A 23,985-nucleotide genomic window follows, 5' to 3' on the forward strand; every position below is an offset into this window, starting at 1 on the left:
CACTGCTTGAAAATATAACTGCACATTCAGGCGAACCTTTTGGGGGGAAAGGTTGTCCTAAGAGACTAAACTATTGCTAGTTGAGACTGTTATGTGTGGGTAAAGAGTCGATGGTTTTGTATCAGAGTATTTTCTGAAGGCAAAAAAAAACCACACAAAGCTGTGTGGTCGGAATGTATATAAAGCAATTAACTTAACGCCAATTGAAATAATCAGTTTCCTGATTAGGAGAAAGTAAAGTCAGCCTTCAAAAGGAAGTGTCGTCTTGCTCAACATGCTAGCCACGAATGACTAACTAGACGACAAGGTGTACTATAACGGGTTCGAGGCCTTAGATTTTGAAGTAGATCAATTTTAATGTGATTTTACGATTTCCTGCCGATGATCGTTAGCTCTAAAAATATAAAAACGAAGCACAACGTATAGAGGACAGCTATACGCAGAGCAATTATGGAGGCTCGTGTGTCAATAATAAAAATGTTTGGAAAGAAAACAGCCAAGCGTCCGGTCAACTCTGATATGGACAAACAAAGAAAATACGAAGCACTCGTGCGTGCCTATCATCGTGACCTCTTTCGCTACGCCTATTGGTTATGTAAAGACAAAAGCATTGCCGAGGATTTAGTACAAGAGACTTGCCTTCGAGCATGGAAGTCACTCGATAGCCTACAAGATGAAAAAGCCGCTAAGTCTTGGCTGATTACCATCTTGAGACGCGAGAACGCTCGACGTTTTGAACGCAAGCAGTTTGATCTGGTTGATATCGACGATCATGGTAATGATGCTAGTGTCAGTGATGACCCACACCATCAACATCTGTGGTTACAAGCTCAGATCATGAAACTTGAAATTGATTATCGTGAACCTCTTTTCTTGCAAGTGATTGGTGGGTTTAGTGGTGATGAGATCGCAGATATTCTCGACCTCAACAAAAACACGGTGATGACACGTTTATTCAGAGCTCGAAATCAGTTGAAAGAGATGCTGGATACAGAAGAGGCAGAGAGGGGGCAACATAATGGATGATTTGGAATTTCGTCGTCGTGTATTGTCGGAACCTAAACAACGTACACAAGATATTATTGATGCCGCTGCAAATAGCGAAGCCAATAGTAACTTTTTAGACGATGTACTATCGCTTGATAAGAAGATCCATTCAGCAATGAACGTGGATGTGCCAGACGATCTTGCTGATCGTATTCTATTCAATCAAACCTCAAGCGAAGAAAGCAAAGTAGTAAGGCCTACTTTTGCTCGACGAGCGATGGCAATGGCAGCCTCAGTTGCATTCGTTGCAGGTTTACTCGTTGGCCAAGTTAACTGGGGAAATGCGTTAGTCTCTCCAGCTCAAGCAAGTTTGGCTGATACGGCAATGAAACATGTGGTTAATGAAAAGAGCTTCGTCAGTGGAATTGATGAACAAGTCACATCACAACAGATCAATGCCAAGATGAACCCATTTGCTTTTCAGTTTGATAAAGCGTTTCCTTATCACGTTTACTACCTAAATCATTGTGGCTTTGGTAAGTCCAACGCAATGCACATGGTTTTCCAAGGTGAAAAAGGCAAAGTCACGCTGTTTTTAACAGGGATTCCGACTGACAAATCGATCGACTTCGATGAGAAAGGCATGTCAGGTTCGGTAACACCTATCGATAACAGCAGTCTGATCCTCGTAGGTGAAGATGGCGAGGACGTTTCTAAGATCGCCGAAAAGCTAACCAAAATGATCAAACCGATGAGCTAATTCGCTCTCAAAGCCCCGTCACAAAAGGCCCAGCAACTATACTCTTGATATTGCTGGGCTTTATTTATAGATAAACCGGAAAACCATTCACACTGCCAATACCTCTAGAGTTAAAACTCTAAAAAGAAGCATTTCCCACCATTTTCGTGTCAGATAGGCGTCATTTCCATAATTTTATCCTCAAAATTCCCAATGGTCGGATTTGTATATCGTATACTTCCGAATAGGATCAGCCACCATTGAGCAATTGCTCAAATTAATCGCCCTGTAGAGGCGGATATATAAAGGAATAAATGAATGACTACCAACAACACGCGTCTGTTTAAAAAGTCTCTTTTAGCAGTAACAATCACACTGGCGTCTTCGCAAGCGATGGCAGCAGGTTTCCAACTTAACTCACAATCAGCAACCGGCCTTGGTCGTGCTTTTGCTGGTGATGCAGTAATCGCAGATAATGCTTCTGTTATGGCTCGTAACTCAGCAGCAATGGCTTTGTTTGATTCATCTCAGTTTTCTGCTGGTATCAACTACATCGAGACTGACATCGATGTGACAAACGTAAAAGCAGGCGGTACAGTGCCTGTCGATAGCGCAAACAATAGCAGTGGTACTCCGGTTCCTAATATCTATTATATCCACCGACTAAATGACCAATGGGCATTTGGTGCTGGTATCTACTCGAATTTTGGTACAACTAATAATTTTGATAGCAGCTTTGGTTCAAGCAGCGCTTTGGGCGGTGCACACACTGGTGTGTCTGCATTTGGCGGAACAACTGAAATTAAGAGCATAAACTATGCGCTATCAGCTTCCTACCGTGTTAACGAGCAGTTCTCTGTTGGCGCTGGTTTAGATATTGTTCAAGGTAGTGGTAAGCTTGAACGTAATTTAACAACGACGAACCCTTCAACAGGCGAAACTAGTACATCTAACCTAGCATCAATTGACGCGGATGGCGTTGGTGTGGGTTGGAACATTGGTGCGGTATATGAACTTGATTCAGCAAACCGCTTTGGCCTTTCTTATCACTACAGTCCCGAAATTGAAGCAGATGGCGACATGACTTTAGGTGGGGCGCTTCCATTAGATACGTTATACCTATCGTTACCAAGCATGGCTGAGTTTTCTGGTTACCATGAGATTAAAGATACTAAGTTTGCGGTTCACTATTCTGTTCAATGGATTGGTTGGAACACATTTGACACTTTAGAAGCGGATTCTGTTGCTGGTAAGCAAGAAATTGGTAACTACCAATGGCAAGATGGTTGGCACTACGCAATCGGTGGTACTTACTTCCTAAACGATGCTTGGACTCTGCGCGCTGGTTACATGTATGACACAGCTGCTCAAGATAAAGTAACTTCGATTTCTGTTCCTGATTCTGACCGTCAATGGTTCTCTGCAGGTTTCACATACGCATTCAAACAGCAGCATACTGTTGACTTCGGCTTTACTTACCTACTAGGTGAAGATGTAGATGTAAACGAGGGTAATGGTACGCTAACAGCAACTACTCATGCAGATGCTATCCTAGCTGGTGTTCAATACAGCTACAGCTTCTAATATAAGCTAAGTTATTAACCCCAAAGGGTCGCATTACGCGACCCTTTTTTGTTGCCTAAACCACTGACTCACATCGATTTAGGCTTACAGCTGTAGCCTGCAAAGGCAAAATACGCCTACAGGTGTACGCTCAAATTTCGCAACACAGCCGAAACATTCAGACTATTTACCTAATAATCAGTCACATTTTGTCATTAAATCCCTAAAACACTGTTTTATTCGAATTTCATTTTTAAAGTAATAACTCTAAACGTAGAATCACGCCACTAAATACTTATGATTCAGCGAACATAATAATGAAAATGAATAAGACTCTTCTATCCGCTGCAGTGGCAGTTGGACTACTTTCAACTTCTACCGTAACTCAAGCGGCCGGTTTTCAACTAGCAGAATACTCAGCAACAGGTCTTGGCCGTGCGTACGCTGGTGAAGCTGCAATGGCAGACGGTGCAGATGCTCAATGGCGTAACCCTGCAATGCTGACTTACCTAGAAGGCACACAAGTTTCTGTTGGCGCTATCTATGTTGACCCTAACATTGATATCGACGGTACTTCTACGTCTATGATGGGTAAGTCTACTTCATCAAACTCTAGTGATTTTGCACATAGCGCAGTAATTCCAAACTTTTATGTTTCTCATAAGTACAACGACAAGTTTGCATTAGGTTTTGCTGCTGGTACTAACTACGGTATGGAAACAGACCTAGGTAAAGACTTTGGTGGCGCAAACCACGGTAACGAAGCAAGTGTTACTACAATGGAGCTAAACTTAAACGCGGCTTACCAAGTACTAGAAACCGTTTCTATTGGTGGCGGTATTCGCTACATCATGGCTGAAGGCAGCTTTGGTGCAGTATCTACAGCGAACTCTCTAGTTCCTTTACCTGCAGGCACTGCTTTAAAATATATGGAAGGCGATGATACGGCTTGGGGTTGGCAAGTGGGTACAGCATGGCAAATCAATGAAAGCAACCGCCTAGGCTTTACATACAAATCAGAGGTAGACCTAACTCTAGAAGGTTATGCAAAAGGCTTTGGTTTCAACCAAGCAAATCCAGCTGCCCACAAGAGCGGCTCAATGGATCTTGCTCTTCCAGCAACAGCAGAACTTGCTAGCTTCCACCAGCTTACTGACAAAGTTGCGGTTCACGCGAGCATTAACTGGACTAACTGGAGCAGCTTTAAAGAGCTTGTTGCTGATTTTCCGGGTGAAAATAGCGTAGAAATCAAACAAGAGAACTGGGAAGACAACTACCGCTTTGCTCTTGGTACGACTTACCAAATGACGCCTAAGTTAGCTCTGCGCTCTGGTATCGCATACGATACTTCAGCGGTAAGTGAAGAGCACCGTACGGCAACGATCCCAGAAACAGACCGTACTTGGTTAAGCATTGGTGCTGGATATCAATGGTCTGAGCAATTAACTCTAGATGCTGGCTTCACTTACATTCTAGCGAAAGATGCCAAGATGCATGAAACCGATACTGCTGCTGATTTATTTGGTGGCAGCTTCGAAGGCGAAGTGACAGGTAGCATCTGGCTAGTGGGTATCCAAGCTAACTACCGCTTCTAATCGACTTAACCTAAAGTAACAAACAATAAAAAGGCTCGATGTTGCATCAACATCGAGCCTTTCTTTTATTCGCTATTCAGAATGTTATATCTAGTAATCTTCTAGGTATCCATCGATCAAATCTTCTTCTTCAAGGTCGACCTCTTCAGGCTCGATCTCGGCTTTAAAGTCACGACGTTGAATGTAAACATCTCGCGTTAACGCATACGGATCTGGCGAGTCATCCAACAGAGCTTCTTGAGAAACTAGCTGTGCACGAGTCTCCATACCTTCAAATGCCCACTTTCCGAGGCTTGCCCAGAAGTTCAACAGAGCTAAAGGCACATATAAACTATCCACTTGCTCCGTCACTTCACGAGTCGTAATAGGACCATAACCCGGCACCATAAAGTACGGCCCATTCCCTACCCCATAATGACCAATCGCATCAGAAAACGACTTATCATCATACTTGGTGATCCCGGCTTCACTCGCAATATCAATCAAGCCCAACAGACCAAAGGTTGAGTTAATCCAAAAACGGTTGAAATGATCGAGTGCTTTCTCGCCATTACCCATGAATAAGTTGTTCACCATACTTGCAGGTTCATCTAAATTGGCTAAAAAATTTGAGATACCAGAGCGAACTGGAACAGGAGTATAGCCAACATAAGCGAGGGAAACAGGGCGAACTAAATACGGGTCTAAATACTCGTAGTTGATATCCCACATAGCTCGGTTGAACCCTTCGAAAGGGTCATTCGGGTGGGACTCTTCGACGTATTCAGAGGTTTCGAGGTTATTATCATTAGTGCTTTCATCTGGCGCGCTAGAACAGCCCACCGTTAAGCTTGCGATAAAAAGTAAACTCGAGAGTCTTAAAACACTGACAGACATATCACCTTTTCCATAAGGAATTCATATAATAAAAAAGGCCAGCAATCGCTGGCCTCAATTGTTTGCGTAAGTCTATACCGTTTATCGCGAAATCGGAATAGCTAACACGTATGCAAAGTGATGATTAATATTGCTTATTGATGTTAATGGTCACTGGAGCTCCCAGTTCAACCACTTCACTTTCACCGTACCAATCACCATCGCGAGTTGAAACATTACCATCTGTATCAAGCCTAGCTCTAACCATCAGAGTTTCAAGGCTAGACAACTTGGCCCCTTCCATCATGCTGTTACCATCATCGAGAACAACAGTGCGTGGGAAAGAACCCAATGGGTAACGGGCTGCAGCGACCGGCATTGGCGAACCATCTGCTCTGTGTACTGACACAACCAGCACAGACTTAGGATCAGCATTCACATCGCCAGACAGCTCAAGCGTTACTGCAACACTCTTACCTTGGTCAACACCCATGGTGTCGCCCATTTTCTTCTGAGCACTTTCAATACTGCGTGACAGCATCTCGTAGCGACTGTCTTGTGGACCAATCATCTGTTGCATGATGCTCCAGTACTTCACAGCACCTGGGTAGTCTTGACGTTCAAACGAATCGAACGCTAGTAATGAGAACACACGAAGATCAACGTAATCATTTTGAATCAAGCGGCTCAAAATCAAACGAGCTTGGTTTTGATCGGCTTCATCAGGAGAAAGCATCAATGCTTGAGCGAAACCTAACTGAACATCTTCATTCTTAGGTTCAAGCTTGTAGGCTCTTTCCATTGAATCTTTCGCAGTTTCAGCATCGCGATTTGCTAATGCGATACGGCCCAGTAGCAGCCAACCCGTTGAGTCTTTTGGTTGATAGTGAAGACGAGTACGAAGCGCCAAAGTTAGGTCTTCCAATTCATCATCCGTTAACGCACCACCTTCTGATGACATCAGCTTTTTAGACAATGCAGGAAGATTTGCGCTCACTTCTTGCCAATGCTGCACCTTAGCTAATGCACCAAATTTAAAGTACATACCGTAGGTAACAACCAAAACAAGAATCACTGATGGTACAACGACACCCAGCGTAGAGATTTGTGTTTTCTTGATCTTTTCTTGTGCTGGAACATCATCAAGTAGCGACTGCTTTAAGTCAGCGATCAGTTCTTGCTGGTTATCAACAAGGCCTTCTTCCGCTTCTACTTCTAATTCAACTAAACGATCTTTATAGAAGGCTTTATTCAACTCATCGCGAAGCACGTCATCGTTGTTTTCTTTCTTATTCAAGAAAGGCAGAACAATCAATAAAACTGCGGCTAGCGAAAGGACAATTGTAGAAATCCAAAATAGAGTCATTACTGTTTATCTCCGTCGTTCTCTTCGTCGAGTAACGCTTTTAAACGTGCTTCTTTGTCTGCATCCCAGTCTTTATTGGACTCTACTGCTTTCGATTTTGACTTTCTGCTTCGTAAAACAATCAAACCAAAACCTAATACAACAACCGAAAACGGGCCAACCCAAAGGATCGATGTCGCTAAGGTCAGTGGCGGGTTATACGTTACAAAGTTACCGTAACGAGCAATCATGTAATCAATAATTTCTTGCTCAGACTTGCCATCTTTTGTCATCTCATACACTTTTTGACGCAAGTCGACCGCAAGTTCTGCGTTCGAATCACCAATCGTGTTGTTCTGACATTTTGGGCAACGAAGCGTATTGCTCAAATCTTTAAATTGTTGCTCTTGATCGACCGTATCAAATTCATGAAATTCGATAGGCGCAGCTGTTACCGACGCAGAGATAGCGAATGTGGCAAACAATGCTACAAGTGTTTGTTTAATCATTTTGCCTCCTCCAATAACTCTTGGTACATCGGCTCGAGTGTCGAAGCCCAGTTTGTTGGATTCACATCACCAACATGGCGGTAACGAACAACACCATTAGCGTCAATTAGGAACGTCTCTGGTGCGCCATACACACCGAGGTCTAGGCCTAGCATGCCATTACCATCGAATAAGCTGATCAGGTATGGATTGCCCAGTTCGTTCAACCAACCGACTGCTTTATTGCGATCATCTTTGTAATTAAGACCAATAATTTTAACGCCTTGATCAGCAAGCTTGTTCAAGTAAGAGTGCTCTGCATAGCAAGTAGGACACCAAGTCGCCCAAACGTTAAGCAGCAATGGCTCACCTTTAAAGATCGCTTGATCATGAAACTTACCAGGTTGTTCCAAATCCTCTAGGCCAAACTCAGGCACCTGCTTACCAATCAATACCGATTCCAGTTTAGTCGGGTCATCTCCCGACTGGTTACGCATCAGTTGGGTTGCAAAGACTCCAGCTAGAATCATAAAAGCAATCAGTGGAACGAATAAAATCTTCTTGTTCATTAGGCCTCCTGCTCTTGAGCCGACTTTTTCGTTGGCTTACGGAAACGGTAACGACGGTCACTGATTGCAATTACGCCACCAATCGACATGATCAAAGAACCCGCCCAGATCCAACGTACAAACGGTTTGTAGTAGATGCGAACAGCCCAAGACTTGTTGTCGTCTAAACGCTCACCCATTGCGATGTACAAGTCACGTGTTACGCCACGGTCAATCGCAGCTTCTGTCATCATAGACTTAGCTGTGGTGTAGAAACGTTTTTCAGCGTGAAGCGTGTTGATGTATTTGCCTTCTTTAGTAATTTCAAAGTCAGCAATATAACCATCGTAGTTAGGGCCATCTTTGTCACGAACCCCTGTGAACAGGAAGCTGTATTCTTCAAGCTGGTAGCTTTCACCAGGTGCCAGACGAACATCACGTTCAATACTGTAGTTTTGCACCATCGCGATACCGATCACTGTTACGGCTAAACCCATGTGACCACAGATCATTGCCCAATGGCTACGAGGCAGCTTAGTTAGGCCTTTCATGAAGGTATGACGGTGAGTCGCACGCTCATGCAGCTCAAAGCCGTGCATGAAGAAGATCCAGAACGCCATAACCCAACCAGCAAAAGCAGTACCACTGAAGCGGTCAGCCAGCAGAGTCACCATTAGCGCACTTAAACCTAACGAGAAGATACCCGAGACTAACATTGGCTTAATAAGCTTAGACAGGTTGTCACGCTTCCAGCGAATCAGTGGACCGATACCCAATAGGAACGAGAACGGAATCATTAACCAGAAGAACAACATATCAAAGAATGGTGCGCCGATTGAAACCGAGCCCAAACCTAACTGCTTATGAACTAGTGGAAGCAATGTACCCACTAACACAACCACTAACGCAGCAATCAATAAGATGTTGTTGCCGAGTAGTGCATTTTCACGAGAAACTAAATCGAAGTTACCACGGACACGAACCGATGCGCCTTTAACTGCGAACAACAGCAGTGAACCACCGATAACGAACACTAGGAAACCTAGAATAAACATACCACGAGCAGGATCCGACGCGAACGCGTGAACCGATACCAAGATGCCCGAACGAACTAGGAACGTACCGAGTAAGCTTAACGAGAATGCAGAGATAGCCAGCAATACTGTCCAAGCTTTAAATGTGCCACGCTTTTCGGTTACCGCTAGTGAGTGCATCAGTGCAGTACCAGCCAACCAAGGCATGAATGAAGCGTTTTCTACTGGATCCCAGAACCACCAGCCACCCCAGCCAAGTTCGTAGTAAGCCCACCATGAACCTAGTGCGATACCTACTGTTAGGAATAACCAAGCAGCGATTGTCCAAGGACGAGACCAACGAGCCCATGCCGTATCTAAACGGCCACTCATTAGAGAGGCAATAGCAAAAGAGAACGCTACCGAGAAACCTACGTAACCCATGTAAAGCATTGGCGGGTGAATAATCAAACCCGGATCTTGCAATAGTGGGTTTAAGTCACGGCCATCAACAGGGAAGAAAGGCAGCGTACGTAAGAACGGGTTAGACGTGATGATAATGAACAGCAAGAAGCCGACAGTAATCAAACCCATGATCGCAAGTACGCGAGCCACAGACTCTTGAGGCATACCGCGGCTAAACGTAGCAACAGCAACCGTCCAACCCGCTTGGATTAGAACCCAAAGTAATAAAGAGCCTTCGTGAGCGCCCCAAACCGCAGTAATACGGTAGTACCAAGGAAGTTGGCTGTTTGAGTTACTTGCTACGTATTGAATCGTAAAATCATTGGTGTAAAACGCGTAACACAAGATGAAAAACGAAATCGCCAGGAATCCGAACATACCCCACGACAACGGTCGTGCACTATTCATCAATAAAGTGTTATTTCGAGAGGCTCCATACAGTGGGAGCACACTCAAAAGCAATCCCAGCCCTAGGGACAGGATCATGGCAAAGTGGCCGATCTCGGCTATCATTGAGCACTTCCTTCTTTTTGTTCTGTCGAGTACTGCATTGGCTCATGGGTTTTCTTCATTGCTTCAGCAACTTCAGAAGGCATGTACTCTTCATCATGTTTCGCTAATACTTCGAACGCTTCAATTGTTGTCGCATCTTTTAGAACGCCTTGAGCAACAATACCTTGTCCTTCGCGGAAAAGATCAGGAAGAATGCCATCGTATAAAATCGTTACTTTAGGACCAACATCTTTCAAATCAAAGCTTACACGTAGTGATTCGTTGTCACGGCTTACAGAACCGACTACAACCATGCCACCAATACGTAGGCGTTGGCCAACTTCAGGTTTTTTACCATCTTTACCATTAACAAGCTCAGTTGGCGTGTAGAACAGATCCATGTTCTGGTTAAGTGCATAAACCATTAATCCAACAGTTGCACTGATACCAAAAAAGATCGCTAAGACAATGCCCAGCCTCTTTTTACGTCTTGGGTTCATAGAGTGTTCTCCATATTTTTTGCTGCATCGATACGAGCTTGACGATCAATCTTCGCTTGTACTTCAGTTAGTAATTGCTTACCACGACGAACACTTACTACCAGTAAGACGATCATCGCAAGGAATGTGATTCCAAATGCACTCCATACATATGAGGCGTAGCCACCCATGGCAAAGAAATCACTCAGAGATTCAAAATACATAATTACCTACCCTACTACGCTTTATCAGCCGCAAGTTTACGAACCCACGGACGGTGACTTTCTTTACTGATGATTTCGTTTCTAAAACGCACCATAGTGACTGCACCAAAGAAGAAGGCGAAACCGAATATGTTCAGAAGAAGCGGCCATAACATGTCATTTGAAATAGAAGGCTGATCAAACTTAGTAATTGTCGCGCCCTGATGTAGAGTGTTCCACCACTCAACAGAGAAGTGAATAATCGGCAGGTTGATAACACCTACGATAGCCAAAATACCCGCCGCTTTAGCCGCTGTTTTTTGATCATCAAAGGCGTGATGTAATGCAATTACACCCAAATATAGGAATAGTAGAATCAGCTCTGAGGTTAAACGAGCATCCCAAACCCACCAAGCACCCCACATTGGTTTACCCCAAACCGCACCCGTTAATAGCGCGATAAAAGTAAACACAGCACCAATTGGAGCCATTGCCAACGCAGCCATTTCAGACAACCTGACTTGCCATACCAAACCGATAAAGGCAGCAATCGCCATAGACATGTATACGCCCATAGACCAAATTGCTGACGGAACATGGATGTAGATGATTCGGAAACTATCACCTTGTTGGTAATCTGAAGGTGCGAACGCGAGCCCCCATACAGTACCGACGGATAGACACAATAGCGCTAGGATAGAGAACCATGGCAAAAGTTTACCAGCGAGCTGATAAGACGTTTCTGCTTTGGCATAGGGATGGAGCCATTTCCACATGTTGTAATCTCACTCTTACTTCATATTGCTTACAGCTATCACAGCTATAATTATTATAATTTAGTTGGCTTGTATCTTTTCCAGTGACTCTATGAGTTTGAAAGTGTTAATTAGTTCACTCTGAACAAACAAAGTGGAAGTGAGCGCTTAGTTAGCTAGTTTTAATCATAAAATTAACTAGTTAACACTCACTCTTAGCGCTGCGCTAATAGCAAATGGGGTAAGCGTCATTGTTCCCATTAACATCGCCCCTAATACTGCTAACTGTCCGTTATACGCAACACCTAGTGCTGCCGCATCAATCGCTGATGTAGCAAATATAAGAATTGGGATATAAAGCGGTAAAATAAGCAGGCTTAAAAGCACACCACCTTTCTGAAGCCCTACCGTTAAAGCCACCCCAATCGCACCAATAAAACTCAATGCAGGTGTACCGACCAATAACGTTAAAACAACCGACAGCCAGGTATCGAAATCCAAAGACAGTAATACCGCCAATAAAGGACTAATCAAAATTAATGGTAACCCGGTCAACAACCAGTGCGCTATGACCTTGGACAATACTACCAACTGCAACGGGATGGGCATCAGCATCATCTGCTCAAGGGCGCCATCTTGAAAATCATCGCGAAATAAACGCTCTAAAGAGAGCAATGCAGAAAGTAAAGCGGCAACCCAAACGATGCCTGCTGCAATGCGAGCGAGTAAGTTTGGCTCTGGCCCAATACTTAACGGAAAAAGGGTGATTACAATGATGAAAAACCACAGAGGGTTAAAGATATCCGCTTGACGGCGAAATGCGATAAGCAATTCGCGTCGAATGATCATTGTCATTGAAGAGATCATATTACTCACCCAACTTTATTTTTCTTAGTTTCGGGCTGTCAGCAAACATATCTTGGTGAGTGGTCAATAACACAATGCCACCATTATCCGCATGCTGAGAAAAAAGAGATTCCAGAACTTTGACACCCTGCTTATCAATTGCAGTCAGTGGTTCATCTAAAATCCATAACATTTGCTTACTCAACCAAAGACGCGCCAACGCAACACGGCGTTGTTGACCTGCTGAAAGTTGACCTGCAGGGACATCTTCTCTTCCCGCTAGACCCACTTGAGTCAAGGCATGATAGAGCTCTTCCTTAGTTGTATCAGCGTTATGAATCGATTGATAAAAACTAAGGTTCTCATACGCACTAAGTTCGCGCTTAACACCCGTTTGGTGCCCAAGAAACAGAAGGTTCTGATGATAAATGTCTCGACTCGACTCAATAGAGCTACCATCCCAAGAGATAGTGCCTTCATCACGGTCACCTAAGCCAGTGATGATCCTCAGGAGTGTCGTTTTTCCAGTACCGTTACGACCTTCAACTTGAACCAGTTCGCCTGGTTTTAGCTGAAAAGACAACGATTCAAATAGAACCCTGTCGTCACGAATAGCAGTTAAATTAGAGACTTCTAGCATAGGTAAATTTAGTCGAGTAATGAGAGGGCTATAGTAGCACACCAACAAGGTCACAAAACAGGACTAGGCGTTTTCGAGGGAACAAACTCCGTAAGAAACTGTTACTACCGCATCACAATTTACACATTTTTATTCTTGAAGCAGATATTGCTCTAGATACAAGCACTTATAAACATCGTTCTATAAATAAAGCGACAGACATAAAAAAAGAAGCCGAAGCTTCTTTTTAAGAGGAGTACATAATAAACATCTGAATATTAATACTGATTGGGCGCTCAATTTAACGACGTCGAGGCTTGCGATCGTGAGAAGAAGGCTGTTCATCAAAAGATGACGGATTACTTCTTAATGAAGGAATCTTCTCTTTGCCTGCAAGCTTATTCTGCAGAGACATCATTAGCTCAGCTTCCGCTTTTGGTAATTCGCATTCTTCAATCAGTTCGTTGATCCCAGCACCAAGCTGAACCATTTTGGTTGCTCGTGTATACAAACGACCATCAGTATCAGCGTGTTCGAGTTCAACAATACGCTCATTCAAATGCTTAATCACATCTTGCTGCTCAGTCACTTTTTGACCAAGACCAAGAACAACAGAACGAACCTCAAGTAATTGCTTACTCGATTTTTGCAGCTCTTTGTCCAAATTACGAACTTGAAGGCGTGATTGATCCACCTGTTTTTGAATAGCACTTTTTACTTTGCTAAGCAAAATCAAGATGAACAACGTAAACACGCCGACTCCTGCAATTAACACTGCAGGACTCAAAGGAAGCGCTTCAAACATTACAGGTGAGCCATCTCATCCCATTCGTCTTCGCTTAGTAGTTTGTTTAGATCTACTAAGATAAGCAGCTTGCCATCACGGTTGCTTACACCTTGGATGAACTTAGCACTTTCGTCAGTACCAACACTTGGAGTCGTGTCTATTTCAGAAGAGCGTAGGTAAACCACTTCAGCAACGCTATCCACTAAGATACCAATAACTTGACGCTCAGATTCAATAACGATGATACGAGTGTTGTCTGTGATTTCACCTTGCATCAAACCAAAGCGAGAACGAGTGTCGATAACAGTAACCACATTACCACGTAGGTTGATAATACCTAGAACGTAGTCTGGAGCACCCGGTACTGGAGCGATTTCGCTGTAGCGAAGTACTTCACGTACCTGCATAACATTAATGCCGTAAGTTTCTTCTTCTAGCTGGAATGTCACCCATTGAAGTACTTCATCATTAGTTGGGTCTTTTCTTACTTCAATTTCACTCATATGAGACATATTTAATCCTCTTGCCGTCGTTACCGACCACTATTGTTAACTTGATGCTTGTTGTTAGCCTAATGCTTATTACTAGCTTAATGCTTTTACATCTAGCCCTGCGTTTAGCATGGCGATCAATGCTTCGACGTGAATCAAAGCACACATTTTTTCTTTTACCATACCAGCGAGCCAAGGTCTTTTCCCTGCCATTTCTCGCCAACGTACTTTATCTGTATTGAGAAGCTCGGTGCCTTTCAGCTCGGTGCCGGCAAGCCCCCACAAGCTTTCTCCAAGCATAACTATATATTGATAGTTCTCTTTGTATTCATCATTTGTTAGTTTCTCAGACATCACCCATTTTGCGGTGTCGACAACATCTAACTGACTCTCTCGGTTTGTTTGCAAACCCAAATACCAAGCAGGCTTACCAATCAAATGGCTTAACTCTTCAAGGCGATGAATACCACCCAATTCATCAAGAGGAACCGCAAAAGTTACCCCGTTGACATCAAAATACAGTACCTGAAAATCTTCTGTTCGAGCTGTACTTTCCCAAGACGTAAACCTTTCAATACCGCCAGGTTGAGTTTCAAGCTCAACCTCAGGTTCACTGATCGATTTGATCTCTGGTTGTTCAATATTCGTTTCGTCTTGTTGAACTTCGACGTTCAACTCTTCAGCTATTGGTGACTCAATTGTCGGCTCGATAGCTTGTTCAACAGATTGCTCAACAACCATTGAAAAATCAGGCTCAGGGAGGTTCCAGTCTTGAATTTCAGGTTCTACAGAAAGCTGAACGGATTCAACGGCAGCATCAAACATTTTCATGTCTGCGTGCTGAGCAATTTTCTGTGTGTTTTGATCCATTAATTCATCAAGATTCAGTTCATCAACCACGTTCGTCGCTTCTAAGCGACTCAGCAGTTTTTGTACATCCTCAAGGTTTGGAACCTCAAACTCCGCCTGTCGCAATTCTGCATAGGTGGAGTAACTAGCACGTTTTGGCTCTGGCTCTGGCTCTGGCTCTGGCTCTGGCTCTGCAGATGATGACTCATCATTAGACTCGTCAACAACAAATTCGTCAGAATCCAGAACTTCATCGCCTAACAGCGCAGTAAAGTAATCATCAAGTGCTTGTTCACTCGATAAGCTAGGTCGCGCCATTGTTGATTCGTTATTCGCGCTCATTTATCGCCAGCCTTTCGAGATAAATAAGCAGCTGTTTGTAAGCAAATACACCACGACTACCCGATGCAAAATGAGATGCTGGTAAGCGCTTTAGGCTTGCATCTCTAAACTTAGTGTCAATAGGGACAGCAGACGTCCAAACTTGATTTGGATAATCTTCTTTCAGCTGAGTTAACGTCTGTAATGAAGCTTTGGTTCGCTTGTCATACATCGTTGGTACCACCGTCACTTTAAACGGTGTTTTTCGAGATTTTTGCATGATGGTCAGAGTGCGGATCATGCGCTCCAGCCCTTTCATTGCTAAAAACTCAGTCTGGACTGGAATCAATATACGATCGCTAGCAGCCAATGCATTGACCATCATCACACCAAGAATTGGCGGGCAATCGATCAGTACATAGTCATAGTCATCTTTCAAAGCGGCAAGCGCACGCTTTAAAATTAACCCCATTCCACTGCGATTACCCATCACACGGTCTAATGTCGCGAGCGACATATGTGCAGGGATAATATCGATGCCTTCGACTTCCGTTTGTAACAGCAACGGTCTTACAGTCTGAGCATTAAACTCACGCAACTGAAACAGATCAAACAAACTCGACTCCACTGTATCTGAGTCGTAACCCAGATAAGTGGTTAGTGATGCATGTGGATCGGTATCAACCAATAGAACACGGTGCCCTTTCAAGGCAAGCAAGCCTGCCAAGGTCACTGTCGTGGTTGTTTTACCAACACCACCTTTTTGGTTTGCAACACTCCAAACAATCATGTCGATTTACCTAAGCTAAGCCAACTTCAACCAGAATCCTTTCCGCAATGCGGTCTAGAGGTAGGTCTTCAGTAGAAATGCCAGCTTTTGCTACAGCTTGAGGCATACCATATACAACACAGCTATCTTCGTCTTGTGCCCAAATCGTCGAGCCCGCAGTTTTTAACATACGTGAACCTTCTCGACCATCAGCGCCCATACCGGTCAGTATCATAGACAAGACTTTGTCACCGTAGATCTTCGCAGCAGAACCGAATGTGACATCCACACAAGGCTTGTAGTTCATTCGGTCGCCGCCGTCGATAATTCTCAAGCGAGCAGACCCTGCACGGCCATCAATCATCATCTGTTTACCGCCGGGAGCAAGGTAAGCCACTCCAGGTTTCAACACATCTCCGTCTTGCGCTTCGCGAACTTCAATCTTACACAAGGTATTCAGTCGGCTTGCAAATGCAGCGGTAAAAGTTGCTGGCATGTGCTGAACCAACACGATCGGATGTGGATAGTGAGCTGGAATACGAGTCAAAATTTTCTGTAGTGCAACAGGACCGCCAGTCGACGTACCAATGGCAGTTAACTGATACTTTTTTCCTGACGCTCTAAATTTTGCTGTTGATGCAACAACAGGCTTCGCAGCAGGTGTTGCCGCTGAAGTTGTTTGACGTAGCGATGAAGGTGCCGACGCAGTCGTTGCTGCCGTTGCTCGAGGAGCAACAGGTGTACGACGCATGAACGCACGCTTAGCGGCAATTTGAATCACACGTTGCTGAAGCAGAGCGACGGCATCATCTCGGTTTCGAGCAATGTCTTCGAACTTCTTAGGTAAGAAATCCAGAGCTCCGGCATCTAACGCATCCAATGTTGCTCTAGCACCATCATGCGTTAGCGATGAAAACATCAAAATAGGCGTTGGAGACGCGGCCATAATTTCACGAACGGCTGTGATGCCGTCCATGACTGGCATTTCGATGTCCATAGTAATGACGTCAGGTCTAAGCTTCTTTGCTTTTTCAACCGCTTCTTTACCATTTACAGCTACATCGATGACTTCTAGGCGAGCCTCTGAGTTGATGATCTCGCTTACGCGACGGCGGAAAAAGCTCGAATCATCAACGACTAATACTTTAATCGCCATATTTATCCTTAAATTAAATTCTTGATGCTGCAGCGTACTGCTTCAACAAGTCAGGCACATCGAGAATCAATGCAATGTGTCCATCACTTGTAATTGTCGCGCCTGCCATACCTGGCGTACCTTGCAACAACTTATCAAGTGGCTTGATAACGACTTCTTCTTGGCCAATCAGCGTATCGACAACAAAGCCAACTCTTTGGCTGCCAAGCTGAACGATAACAACGTGACCATGTCCTTTGCGAAGTTCAACAATACCGGCTTTTGGTGCAAGCCAATTTTGCAAGTAGAACAACGGGATAGATTTGTCACGAACGATGATGGTCAACTGGCCATCAACTACGTTAGTGCGGCTAAGGTCTAAGTGGAAAATCTCGTTCACAGAAGCCAATGGCAATGCGAATGGGTGACCCGCAACACCGACCATCAAGGTTGGTAGAATCGCAAGCGTCAGTGGAACCTTGATCGTAATCTTGGTGCCTTGACCCATTTCAGAATCGATATCGATCGAGCCATTCAGTGTATTGATCGCTGTTTTCACAACGTCCATGCCTACACCACGGCCAGAAATATCTGAAATTTGCTCTTTGCTTGAGAAGCCAGGTGCAAAAATAAGATTGAAACACTCTTTGTTCGATAAGCGAGACGCTGCATCTTCATCCATCAAACCACGTTTAACCGCAATAGCACGAAGCTTATCAGGGTCCATACCGCCACCGTCATCAACGATAGCCAATTCAATATGGTCACCTTCTTGCGAGGCAGACAGGATCACTTTACCTGTTTGTGATTTGCCAGCCGCAATACGAGCTTCAGGCATCTCAATACCGTGATCCACAGAGTTTCTCACTAAGTGAATCAGAGGATCGGCAAGTGCTTCTACTAAATTCTTATCAAGATCCGTTTCTTCACCGCGCATTTCAAGAACAATGTCTTTCTTCAAACTACGAGCAAGGTCGCGGACAACTCGAGGGAAACGACCAAAAACTTTTTTGATCGGCTGCATACGAGTCTTCATTACCGCACCTTGAAGGTCTGCGGTAACAACGTCTAAATTCGAGACAGCTTTCGCCATTTCTTCGTCGTTGCTGTTTAAGCCTAAACTCACCAGTCGGTTACGAACCAATACCAACTCACCCACCATGTTCATGATGGTATCGAGAGTTGATGTATCAACACGAACCGTTGCTTCTGCTTGTTGCTTCTTAGCTGGAACATTCGGCTTAGGTTCAGCTTTAGCAGCAGGTTTCGCAACAGCAGGAGTTGCTGGCTGTGGCTTAGGCGCGACTTGTGGTGCAGGTGCAACAGAAGCAGCTTTTACATCAGCAGGCTTAGTTGCAGCGTCCAGTTCTTCAATCGACGGGCCATTACCTGAACCATGTAACTGATCAAGTAACTTCTCAAACTCTTCGTCCGTCATCAGGTCGTCGCCTTCAGACATCGCCGAAACTGGATCAGCAACAGGAGGTGGTGGCGGTGGAGGCGTTGAACTTGCCGCTGTCGGACTCTTACCCGCACCGTGCAGTTCATCTAATAACTTTTCAAATTCGTCATCAGTAATATCACCACTGTCAGCAACTGGCTGAGGTGCAGCGGGCACTGGCGGCGGAGTTGGTGCAGCAGCTGCTGTTGGTGAACCACCTTTACCATGAAGTTCATCAAGTAGGCGTTCAAACTCATCTTCAGAGATATCATCCACTGAAGATGCACTGATACTAGAGCTTTCTACAACAGGCTCAGCAACAATAGGTTCAGGGATGACAGGTGCTGGCGCGACTTCATCAGCAGCCTCTGGTTTGCAGAGACGATGAAGTTCATCCAATAAAGATTGATCAGCGGGTACTAAAGCTTCCTGATCTTGCACGGCTCGAAACTGTACATTAACTGTATCGAGAGCCTGTAGCATCGTGTCCATCAAACCTGATGTTACGCTGCGTTGGCCGTTTCTTAGAATGTCGAACACATTCTCAGCACCATGACAAGTATCCACCAGCTCAGTCAGTGCTAGGAAACCAGCACCACCTTTTACTGTATGGAAACCACGGAAAATAGCATTTAATAGGTCTTTGTCGTCAGGGTTATTCTCAAGCTCTACCAATTGTTCTGATAGGAGTTCAAGTATCTCTCCTGCTTCGACTAAAAAGTCCTGAAGAATATCTTCGTCTAAATCGTAGCTCATACGTTACCTTTAAAATCCAAGACTGGATAACAAATCGTCGACTTCATCTTGAGATGCCACAGCGTCTTCGCGCGCTTCTGGGTTCATGATAGGACCCTCAGGAGCAATAGATGCTTTCTTCTCTTTCTCTGGAGTTGGCTCTATCTGATTCGCACCGAATACCGTGAGAATCTCGACCAAACGCCCTTCAACCTCATTTACCAAGGTAATAACTTTGCTAATGATCTGCCCAGTTAAATCTTGGAAATCCTGAGCCATCAAGATTTCAGTCAGTTGTCCACGTAGTTCAGTACTATCGCCTTCTACTTGGACAAGTAATCCATCAATGCGGTGACATAAAGCTTTAAATTGTGCCAGCTCAATGCGGCCATGCATCAGTTCATTCCATTGAGGCCTTACTTGAAGTAAACACTCGTGTAGGTTGTCTGCTATTGGCATACAACGATCGACTGCGTCCATCGTCTTGTTTGCTGCAACTTCCGTTTTATCAATGACATATTGAAGGCGATCCCTAGCATCAGGGATTTCATCATTTGCGATAACGCTGATGCGTTCATCGAAATTGAATTGAGCCAAAGAGTCATGGAGGTCGCGAGTCAGACTACCTATTTCTTGAAGCATTGGATTGTCTTGAAGACTAAAATTATCTTCGTAAATACTTCTAACAAGAGAATCAGCACCTTGCTGCTCGTCGTTTTCAAGCAGCTCTACTAATTTTTTTGCTTGTTCTAATGAAATCATCCTGAGTTCGGCCTTACTCCGCATACTTTGTGACGCTTCGACTATTAAGGTAAACAACAAGCTTAATAGTGAGTGTTTCTCTAGAAGCGCCTAAAAACAGGTTATTATTGACGCTTATAAGCGATCAAAAATCTTATCAAGTTTCTCTTTCAGAGTTGCCGCTGTGAAAGGCTTCACAATGTAACCATTAACACCCGCTTGAGCAGCTTCGATGATCTGTTCACGTTTCGCTTCTGCCGTGATCATAAGCACTGGAAGGTGCTTAAGTTCTGCGTCTGCACGAACGTGTTTTAACAGGTCAATACCTTGCATACCAGGCATGTTCCAGTCGGTTACCACGAAATCAAATTCGCCTTTTTTCAGCATTGGTAACGCGGTCAAGCCATCGTCTGCTTCTTGAGTGTTGTTGAAACCTAAATCGCGTAGTAGGTTTTTAACAATTCGGCGCATCGTTGAAAAGTCGTCAACAATGAGAATTTTCATGTTTTTGTTCAAATTAGCCTCCACTGAATAAAACCAGTGTTGTTAGTCGTTCTGTGTCCAAGCACTTAACTTAGTGCGTAAACGCTGCATAGATTGGCTCAGTATTTGGCTGACACGAGATTCGCTGACACCTAACACTTCCCCAATCTCTTTTAAATTGAGTTCTTCGTCGTAATAAAGCGAAAGCACGAGGCCTTCCCTTTCTGGAAGTTGTTTTATCGAATCGATCAAAGCTTGGCGGAATGACTCATCTGCAACCCCTTGAAAAGGCGTATTGTCTTGAGAGTCTTCATTCGGAGATATGACATCATCCGAGACGCCTAAATCTTCGATACCGACCAATCTTGAGCAGTTAATATCGGTTAAAGCACTGTGATACTGGTCTAAACTGAGCCCCATGTGTTTTGCCACTTCGGCATCACTTGGGTCTCGATTAAGAACACTCTCCAGTTCTGCAATCGCACTGCTGATTTCTCGATTATTTTTATGAACCGATCTTGGCACCCAATCCCCACGGCGAATGTCATCCAACATAGCGCCACGAATTCGAATACCTGCATACGTCTCAAAGCTTGCGCCTTTCGTACCATCATAGTTTTGTTGCGCTTCAATCAAGCCAATCATGCCAGCTTGAATTAAGTCATCAACCAATACATTAGGCGGCAATCGCCCCAACAAGTGATGAGCGATACGTTTAACCAACACAGAGTACTTCTCAAAAAAAGCCTGTTGGCTATTGAGATTTGCATGCTGATCGTAGGTAAGCGCTTTATTCACCAAATGGTTCCTCTACAAATTCAGGACGGTTCAGCAGCCTTTCAACAAAAAATTCCAAATGTCCACTTGGCGTTTTTGGTATTGGCCAGGTCAATGCTTTATTTGCTAATGAACTGATTGCCAACGCCGCAGGAGAGCGAGGGAACGCATCTACTACGATTTTCTGTCTCTTGACTGATTGACGTACTTTATCATCTAAAGGAATACATGCTACGAGTTCGAGGCTCACATTCAAGAAACGCTCTGTGACCAAAGTCAACTTTGCAAATAATTCTCGGCCTTCGCGATAGCTTCTGACCATATTTGCAACGATTTTGAATCGCTGAACTTGGTGCTCTCGGCTCAACAGCTTAATCAAGGCATAGGCATCAGTGATCGAAGTTGGTTCATCACAGACCACAACCACGACATCTTGCGCCGCTCTTGAAAAGCTAATCACCATGTCCGAGATGCCCGCTGCCGTATCGACTAGCAAGATGTCCATCTCGTCTTCAAGAGAACCGAACGCTCGAATCAAACCAGCATGTTGAGCATGTGAAAGTTCAGTCATGCTTTGTGTACCCGATGTCGCTGGAATTATCTTAATTCCGTACGGCCCTTCGACAATCGCATCCTTAAGTTCACACTCACCCGCCAAAACGTGCCCTAGGTTTCGTTTAGAACGAATACCTAGCATGATGTCGACGTTAGCCAATCCTAAATCGGCATCCAGTACCATGACTTTTTTGCCTTGGCGAGCCATGCAAATAGCCATACCTAACGTCACATTAGATTTACCTACCCCACCCTTACCGCCAGTTACAGCGATAACTTTCGTGATTGAAGGCTTCGTTAAGCGACGGAGGCCGCTAGCTTGATCATGTATCATATTTTCATTCATATTTATCCGCCGCCTAGAGTCCTTCAGAATCGCTATTCCAGTAATGAGGTTCATTCTCTGTAGATTTTTCTAATAACTCATTCGCCTTAGCAATCATGTACTTTGGCTGAGCTATAACGATATCCTCAGGAACTCGTTGACCATTTGCTATGTAAGCAACTGGTAATGCATTTTGTATTACCACACTGATGAACTCACCCAAACTGAGCGATTCATCCAGCTTAGTCAGGATACATCCTGACAACGGGATTCTTCTAAAGTGTTCAATGGTTTCTTGCAGCACTTTACGTTGCGCAGTTGCCGGCAACACAAGGTAGCTATTGATAACGGAACCACTCTCTTGCATCAATGTGTCTAACTGCTCAGATAGACGCACATCTCGCTGTCCCATACCTGCAGTATCAACCAGAATCAGGCGACGATTACGTAATTGATATATTACATCGGCCAGTTCGCTAGAATCTTTAGCAACTCTTACAGGACAACCCATAATTCGACCATAAATCGATAACTGCTCATGTGCACCTATGCGATATGTGTCTGTTGTCACTAGCGCAACGTTGTCTGCACCGTACTCCATTGCTGCGCGGGCTGCGAGCTTAGCAACAGTAGTTGTTTTACCTACGCCAGTCGGGCCAAGTAAGGCCACAATACCACCGCGTTTTAAAATATCTTTTTGTGTCACAGAGATTTGATCAGCGACCAGAGCAAGCAAGGCTTTCCATGCTCGTGCTGGTTTTGTGTCTTCTGGAATGTAGCAGGCCATTTGATCGGCGAGTTCTGCCGAAACGCCCATACGTTCTAGGCGCTTGATAAGCATCGCTCGCAAAGGTTCGCGACGTTCGACTTCTTGCCACATGAGCCCAGAGACTTGATGCTCTAACAGACGGCGAATTGAGGTCATCTCTTCGCGCATCGTTTCCATTTCGGTGTCTGAGCCTTTCGACTGACCAGGATCACGGCCACGATCGTAGCGAGTAGGATCTAAGCGAGGTGCCGGACGCTCAACTCTGCGATCTTCAGCAATCAATTTAGACAAACCAGACTCACGAGCAAAAGCTGAATCTACGTTGCCACCGCTACGAGGCTGATGGTTACCGAGAGATTGCTGATTTCCTAGGGATCGATTACTACCAGACTGGCGGTTAAGCAACGCGGATAACGAGTCTTCATTTTCAGCTCGGTGTTGCGGTTCGTCGTCTGCGCCGTGGCTATATTGCTTAAGCATATTAGCGAAGCGCTTAGTCATTGAACGTCCGCCTTCAGCATTCGACTGCAGACTGACTTTGTCATCATCTAACTGACGACGCCCAGCGGAAGCGGCTGGCGCTGCCATTTGGGTATATTGACTTTGCGTAGGCTGCTGAGGCTTATTGAGTTTTGAGCTGGCTGTCGATGGGCTAGATTCGCCATCAATAGCGGCCACAATTTCAACGCCACCTGCGACCTTTTTGTTAGACATGATCACCGCTTCTGAACCAAGTTCTTCTTTAACTTGGAGCAGCGCGGTTCGCATATCTTTTGCAAAAAATCGTTTAATTTTCAATTCGATCGTCCGTTCTA

At 44.5% G+C, this 23,985-nt stretch carries 25 protein-coding genes; 4 read left to right on the forward strand and 21 right to left on the reverse strand.

Going from position 1 to position 23,985, the window contains the following annotated elements:
- Positions 1-477: 477 nt before the first annotated feature.
- The 4 genes from OW495_RS21280 to OW495_RS21295 all read left to right on the forward strand — a co-directional run bounded on the left by OW495_RS21280 (position 478) and on the right by OW495_RS21295 (position 4,884).
- Complete coding sequence (locus OW495_RS21280; RefSeq protein ID WP_004736042.1) at positions 478-1,026, forward strand: sigma-70 family RNA polymerase sigma factor; 549 nt, start codon at positions 478-480, stop codon at positions 1,024-1,026.
- A complete protein-coding gene (locus OW495_RS21285; protein WP_017104859.1) occupies positions 1,019-1,747 on the forward strand; it encodes a DUF3379 domain-containing protein in 729 nt (242 codons plus the stop codon). Before OW495_RS21280 ends, OW495_RS21285 begins: the two co-directional genes overlap by 8 nt.
- A 297-nt stretch (positions 1,748-2,044) precedes the next feature.
- Positions 2,045-3,310: an OmpP1/FadL family transporter gene (locus OW495_RS21290; RefSeq protein WP_102513127.1), complete on the forward strand. Its 1,266-nt coding sequence runs from the start codon at positions 2,045-2,047 to the stop codon at positions 3,308-3,310.
- A gap of 296 nt (positions 3,311-3,606) precedes the next feature.
- Positions 3,607-4,884, forward strand: a complete 1,278-nt coding sequence (locus OW495_RS21295; protein ID WP_102513128.1) for an outer membrane protein transport protein — start codon at positions 3,607-3,609, stop codon at positions 4,882-4,884.
- A 90-nt stretch (positions 4,885-4,974) separates the two neighbouring features.
- Here OW495_RS21295 and OW495_RS21300 read toward each other — a convergent pair whose 3' ends face one another.
- The 21 genes from OW495_RS21300 to flhF form a co-directional block, all read right to left on the reverse strand.
- A complete protein-coding gene (locus OW495_RS21300) occupies positions 4,975-5,760 on the reverse strand; it encodes an MlaA family lipoprotein (RefSeq protein ID WP_099166256.1) in 786 nt (261 codons plus the stop codon).
- A gap of 124 nt (positions 5,761-5,884) precedes the next feature.
- Positions 5,885-7,105, reverse strand: a complete 1,221-nt coding sequence (ccmI, locus tag OW495_RS21305; protein ID WP_102513129.1) for a c-type cytochrome biogenesis protein CcmI — start codon at positions 7,103-7,105, stop codon at positions 5,885-5,887.
- Positions 7,105-7,593, reverse strand: a complete 489-nt coding sequence (locus OW495_RS21310) for a cytochrome c-type biogenesis protein (protein WP_017110114.1) — start codon at positions 7,591-7,593, stop codon at positions 7,105-7,107. The genes ccmI and OW495_RS21310 overlap by 1 nt, the downstream gene beginning before the upstream one ends.
- Complete coding sequence (locus OW495_RS21315) at positions 7,590-8,141, reverse strand: DsbE family thiol:disulfide interchange protein (RefSeq protein ID WP_065113378.1); 552 nt, start codon at positions 8,139-8,141, stop codon at positions 7,590-7,592. The genes OW495_RS21310 and OW495_RS21315 overlap by 4 nt, the downstream gene beginning before the upstream one ends.
- Positions 8,141-10,111 carry a heme lyase CcmF/NrfE family subunit gene (locus tag OW495_RS21320; protein WP_065113379.1) on the reverse strand — a complete coding sequence of 657 codons (1,971 nt, stop codon included), beginning with the start codon at positions 10,109-10,111 and terminating at the stop codon, positions 8,141-8,143. Before OW495_RS21320 ends, OW495_RS21315 begins: the two co-directional genes overlap by 1 nt.
- Positions 10,108-10,590 carry a cytochrome c maturation protein CcmE gene (gene ccmE, locus OW495_RS21325; RefSeq protein WP_017076805.1) on the reverse strand — a complete coding sequence of 161 codons (483 nt, stop codon included), beginning with the start codon at positions 10,588-10,590 and terminating at the stop codon, positions 10,108-10,110. Before ccmE ends, OW495_RS21320 begins: the two co-directional genes overlap by 4 nt.
- Positions 10,587-10,793, reverse strand: coding sequence for a heme exporter protein CcmD (gene ccmD, locus OW495_RS21330; protein WP_017110117.1), 207 nt, complete (start codon positions 10,791-10,793; stop codon positions 10,587-10,589). The genes ccmE and ccmD overlap by 4 nt, the downstream gene beginning before the upstream one ends.
- 14 nt (positions 10,794-10,807) lie before the next feature.
- Positions 10,808-11,548 (reverse strand): heme ABC transporter permease, encoded by a 741-nt coding sequence (locus tag OW495_RS21335; RefSeq protein ID WP_017104850.1) that lies wholly within the window; start codon positions 11,546-11,548, stop codon positions 10,808-10,810.
- A gap of 177 nt (positions 11,549-11,725) precedes the next feature.
- Positions 11,726-12,394 carry a heme exporter protein CcmB gene (gene ccmB, locus OW495_RS21340; RefSeq protein ID WP_017104849.1) on the reverse strand — a complete coding sequence of 223 codons (669 nt, stop codon included), beginning with the start codon at positions 12,392-12,394 and terminating at the stop codon, positions 11,726-11,728.
- Between the two features lies 1 nt (position 12,395).
- Positions 12,396-13,013: a cytochrome c biogenesis heme-transporting ATPase CcmA gene (gene ccmA / locus OW495_RS21345; protein ID WP_029223446.1), complete on the reverse strand. Its 618-nt coding sequence runs from the start codon at positions 13,011-13,013 to the stop codon at positions 12,396-12,398.
- Positions 13,014-13,293: 280 nt separating this feature from the next.
- Positions 13,294-13,797, reverse strand: coding sequence for a DUF2802 domain-containing protein (locus tag OW495_RS21350; protein WP_017110118.1), 504 nt, complete (start codon positions 13,795-13,797; stop codon positions 13,294-13,296).
- The gene (locus tag OW495_RS21355; protein ID WP_004736225.1) at positions 13,797-14,291 is read right to left on the reverse strand and encodes a chemotaxis protein CheW; all 495 of its coding nucleotides are present in this window, start codon (positions 14,289-14,291) and stop codon (positions 13,797-13,799) included. The genes OW495_RS21350 and OW495_RS21355 overlap by 1 nt, the downstream gene beginning before the upstream one ends.
- A gap of 72 nt (positions 14,292-14,363) precedes the next feature.
- Positions 14,364-15,461: a chemotaxis protein CheW gene (locus tag OW495_RS21360; protein ID WP_289888250.1), complete on the reverse strand. Its 1,098-nt coding sequence runs from the start codon at positions 15,459-15,461 to the stop codon at positions 14,364-14,366.
- Positions 15,448-16,230: a ParA family protein gene (locus tag OW495_RS21365; protein WP_017104845.1), complete on the reverse strand. Its 783-nt coding sequence runs from the start codon at positions 16,228-16,230 to the stop codon at positions 15,448-15,450. Before OW495_RS21365 ends, OW495_RS21360 begins: the two co-directional genes overlap by 14 nt.
- Positions 16,231-16,240: 10 nt before the next feature.
- Complete coding sequence (locus tag OW495_RS21370) at positions 16,241-17,365, reverse strand: chemotaxis response regulator protein-glutamate methylesterase (RefSeq protein ID WP_102308172.1); 1,125 nt, start codon at positions 17,363-17,365, stop codon at positions 16,241-16,243.
- Between the two features lie 13 nt (positions 17,366-17,378).
- Positions 17,379-19,541, reverse strand: a complete 2,163-nt coding sequence (locus OW495_RS21375) for a chemotaxis protein CheA (protein WP_102514430.1) — start codon at positions 19,539-19,541, stop codon at positions 17,379-17,381.
- A gap of 9 nt (positions 19,542-19,550) precedes the next feature.
- On the reverse strand, positions 19,551-20,282 hold the full coding sequence (locus OW495_RS21380) for a protein phosphatase CheZ (RefSeq protein ID WP_017104842.1): 732 nt from the start codon (positions 20,280-20,282) through the stop codon (positions 19,551-19,553).
- A 114-nt stretch (positions 20,283-20,396) separates the two neighbouring features.
- Complete coding sequence (gene cheY, locus OW495_RS21385; RefSeq protein ID WP_017104841.1) at positions 20,397-20,765, reverse strand: chemotaxis response regulator CheY; 369 nt, start codon at positions 20,763-20,765, stop codon at positions 20,397-20,399.
- 42 nt (positions 20,766-20,807) lie between these two features.
- Entirely contained in the window at positions 20,808-21,542 is a 735-nt protein-coding gene (locus tag OW495_RS21390) for an RNA polymerase sigma factor FliA (RefSeq protein WP_017104840.1), read from the reverse strand.
- Positions 21,535-22,422, reverse strand: coding sequence for a MinD/ParA family protein (locus tag OW495_RS21395; RefSeq protein WP_017110122.1), 888 nt, complete (start codon positions 22,420-22,422; stop codon positions 21,535-21,537). Before OW495_RS21395 ends, OW495_RS21390 begins: the two co-directional genes overlap by 8 nt.
- Before the next feature lie 13 nt (positions 22,423-22,435).
- A complete protein-coding gene (gene flhF, locus OW495_RS21400; RefSeq protein WP_102514431.1) occupies positions 22,436-23,968 on the reverse strand; it encodes a flagellar biosynthesis protein FlhF in 1,533 nt (510 codons plus the stop codon).
- Positions 23,969-23,985: the final 17 nt, after the last annotated feature.

This window comes from Vibrio sp. 14N.309.X.WAT.E.F5 (genome assembly GCF_030397615.1).
In the GTDB taxonomy this organism is placed as follows: domain Bacteria; phylum Pseudomonadota; class Gammaproteobacteria; order Enterobacterales; family Vibrionaceae; genus Vibrio; species Vibrio lentus.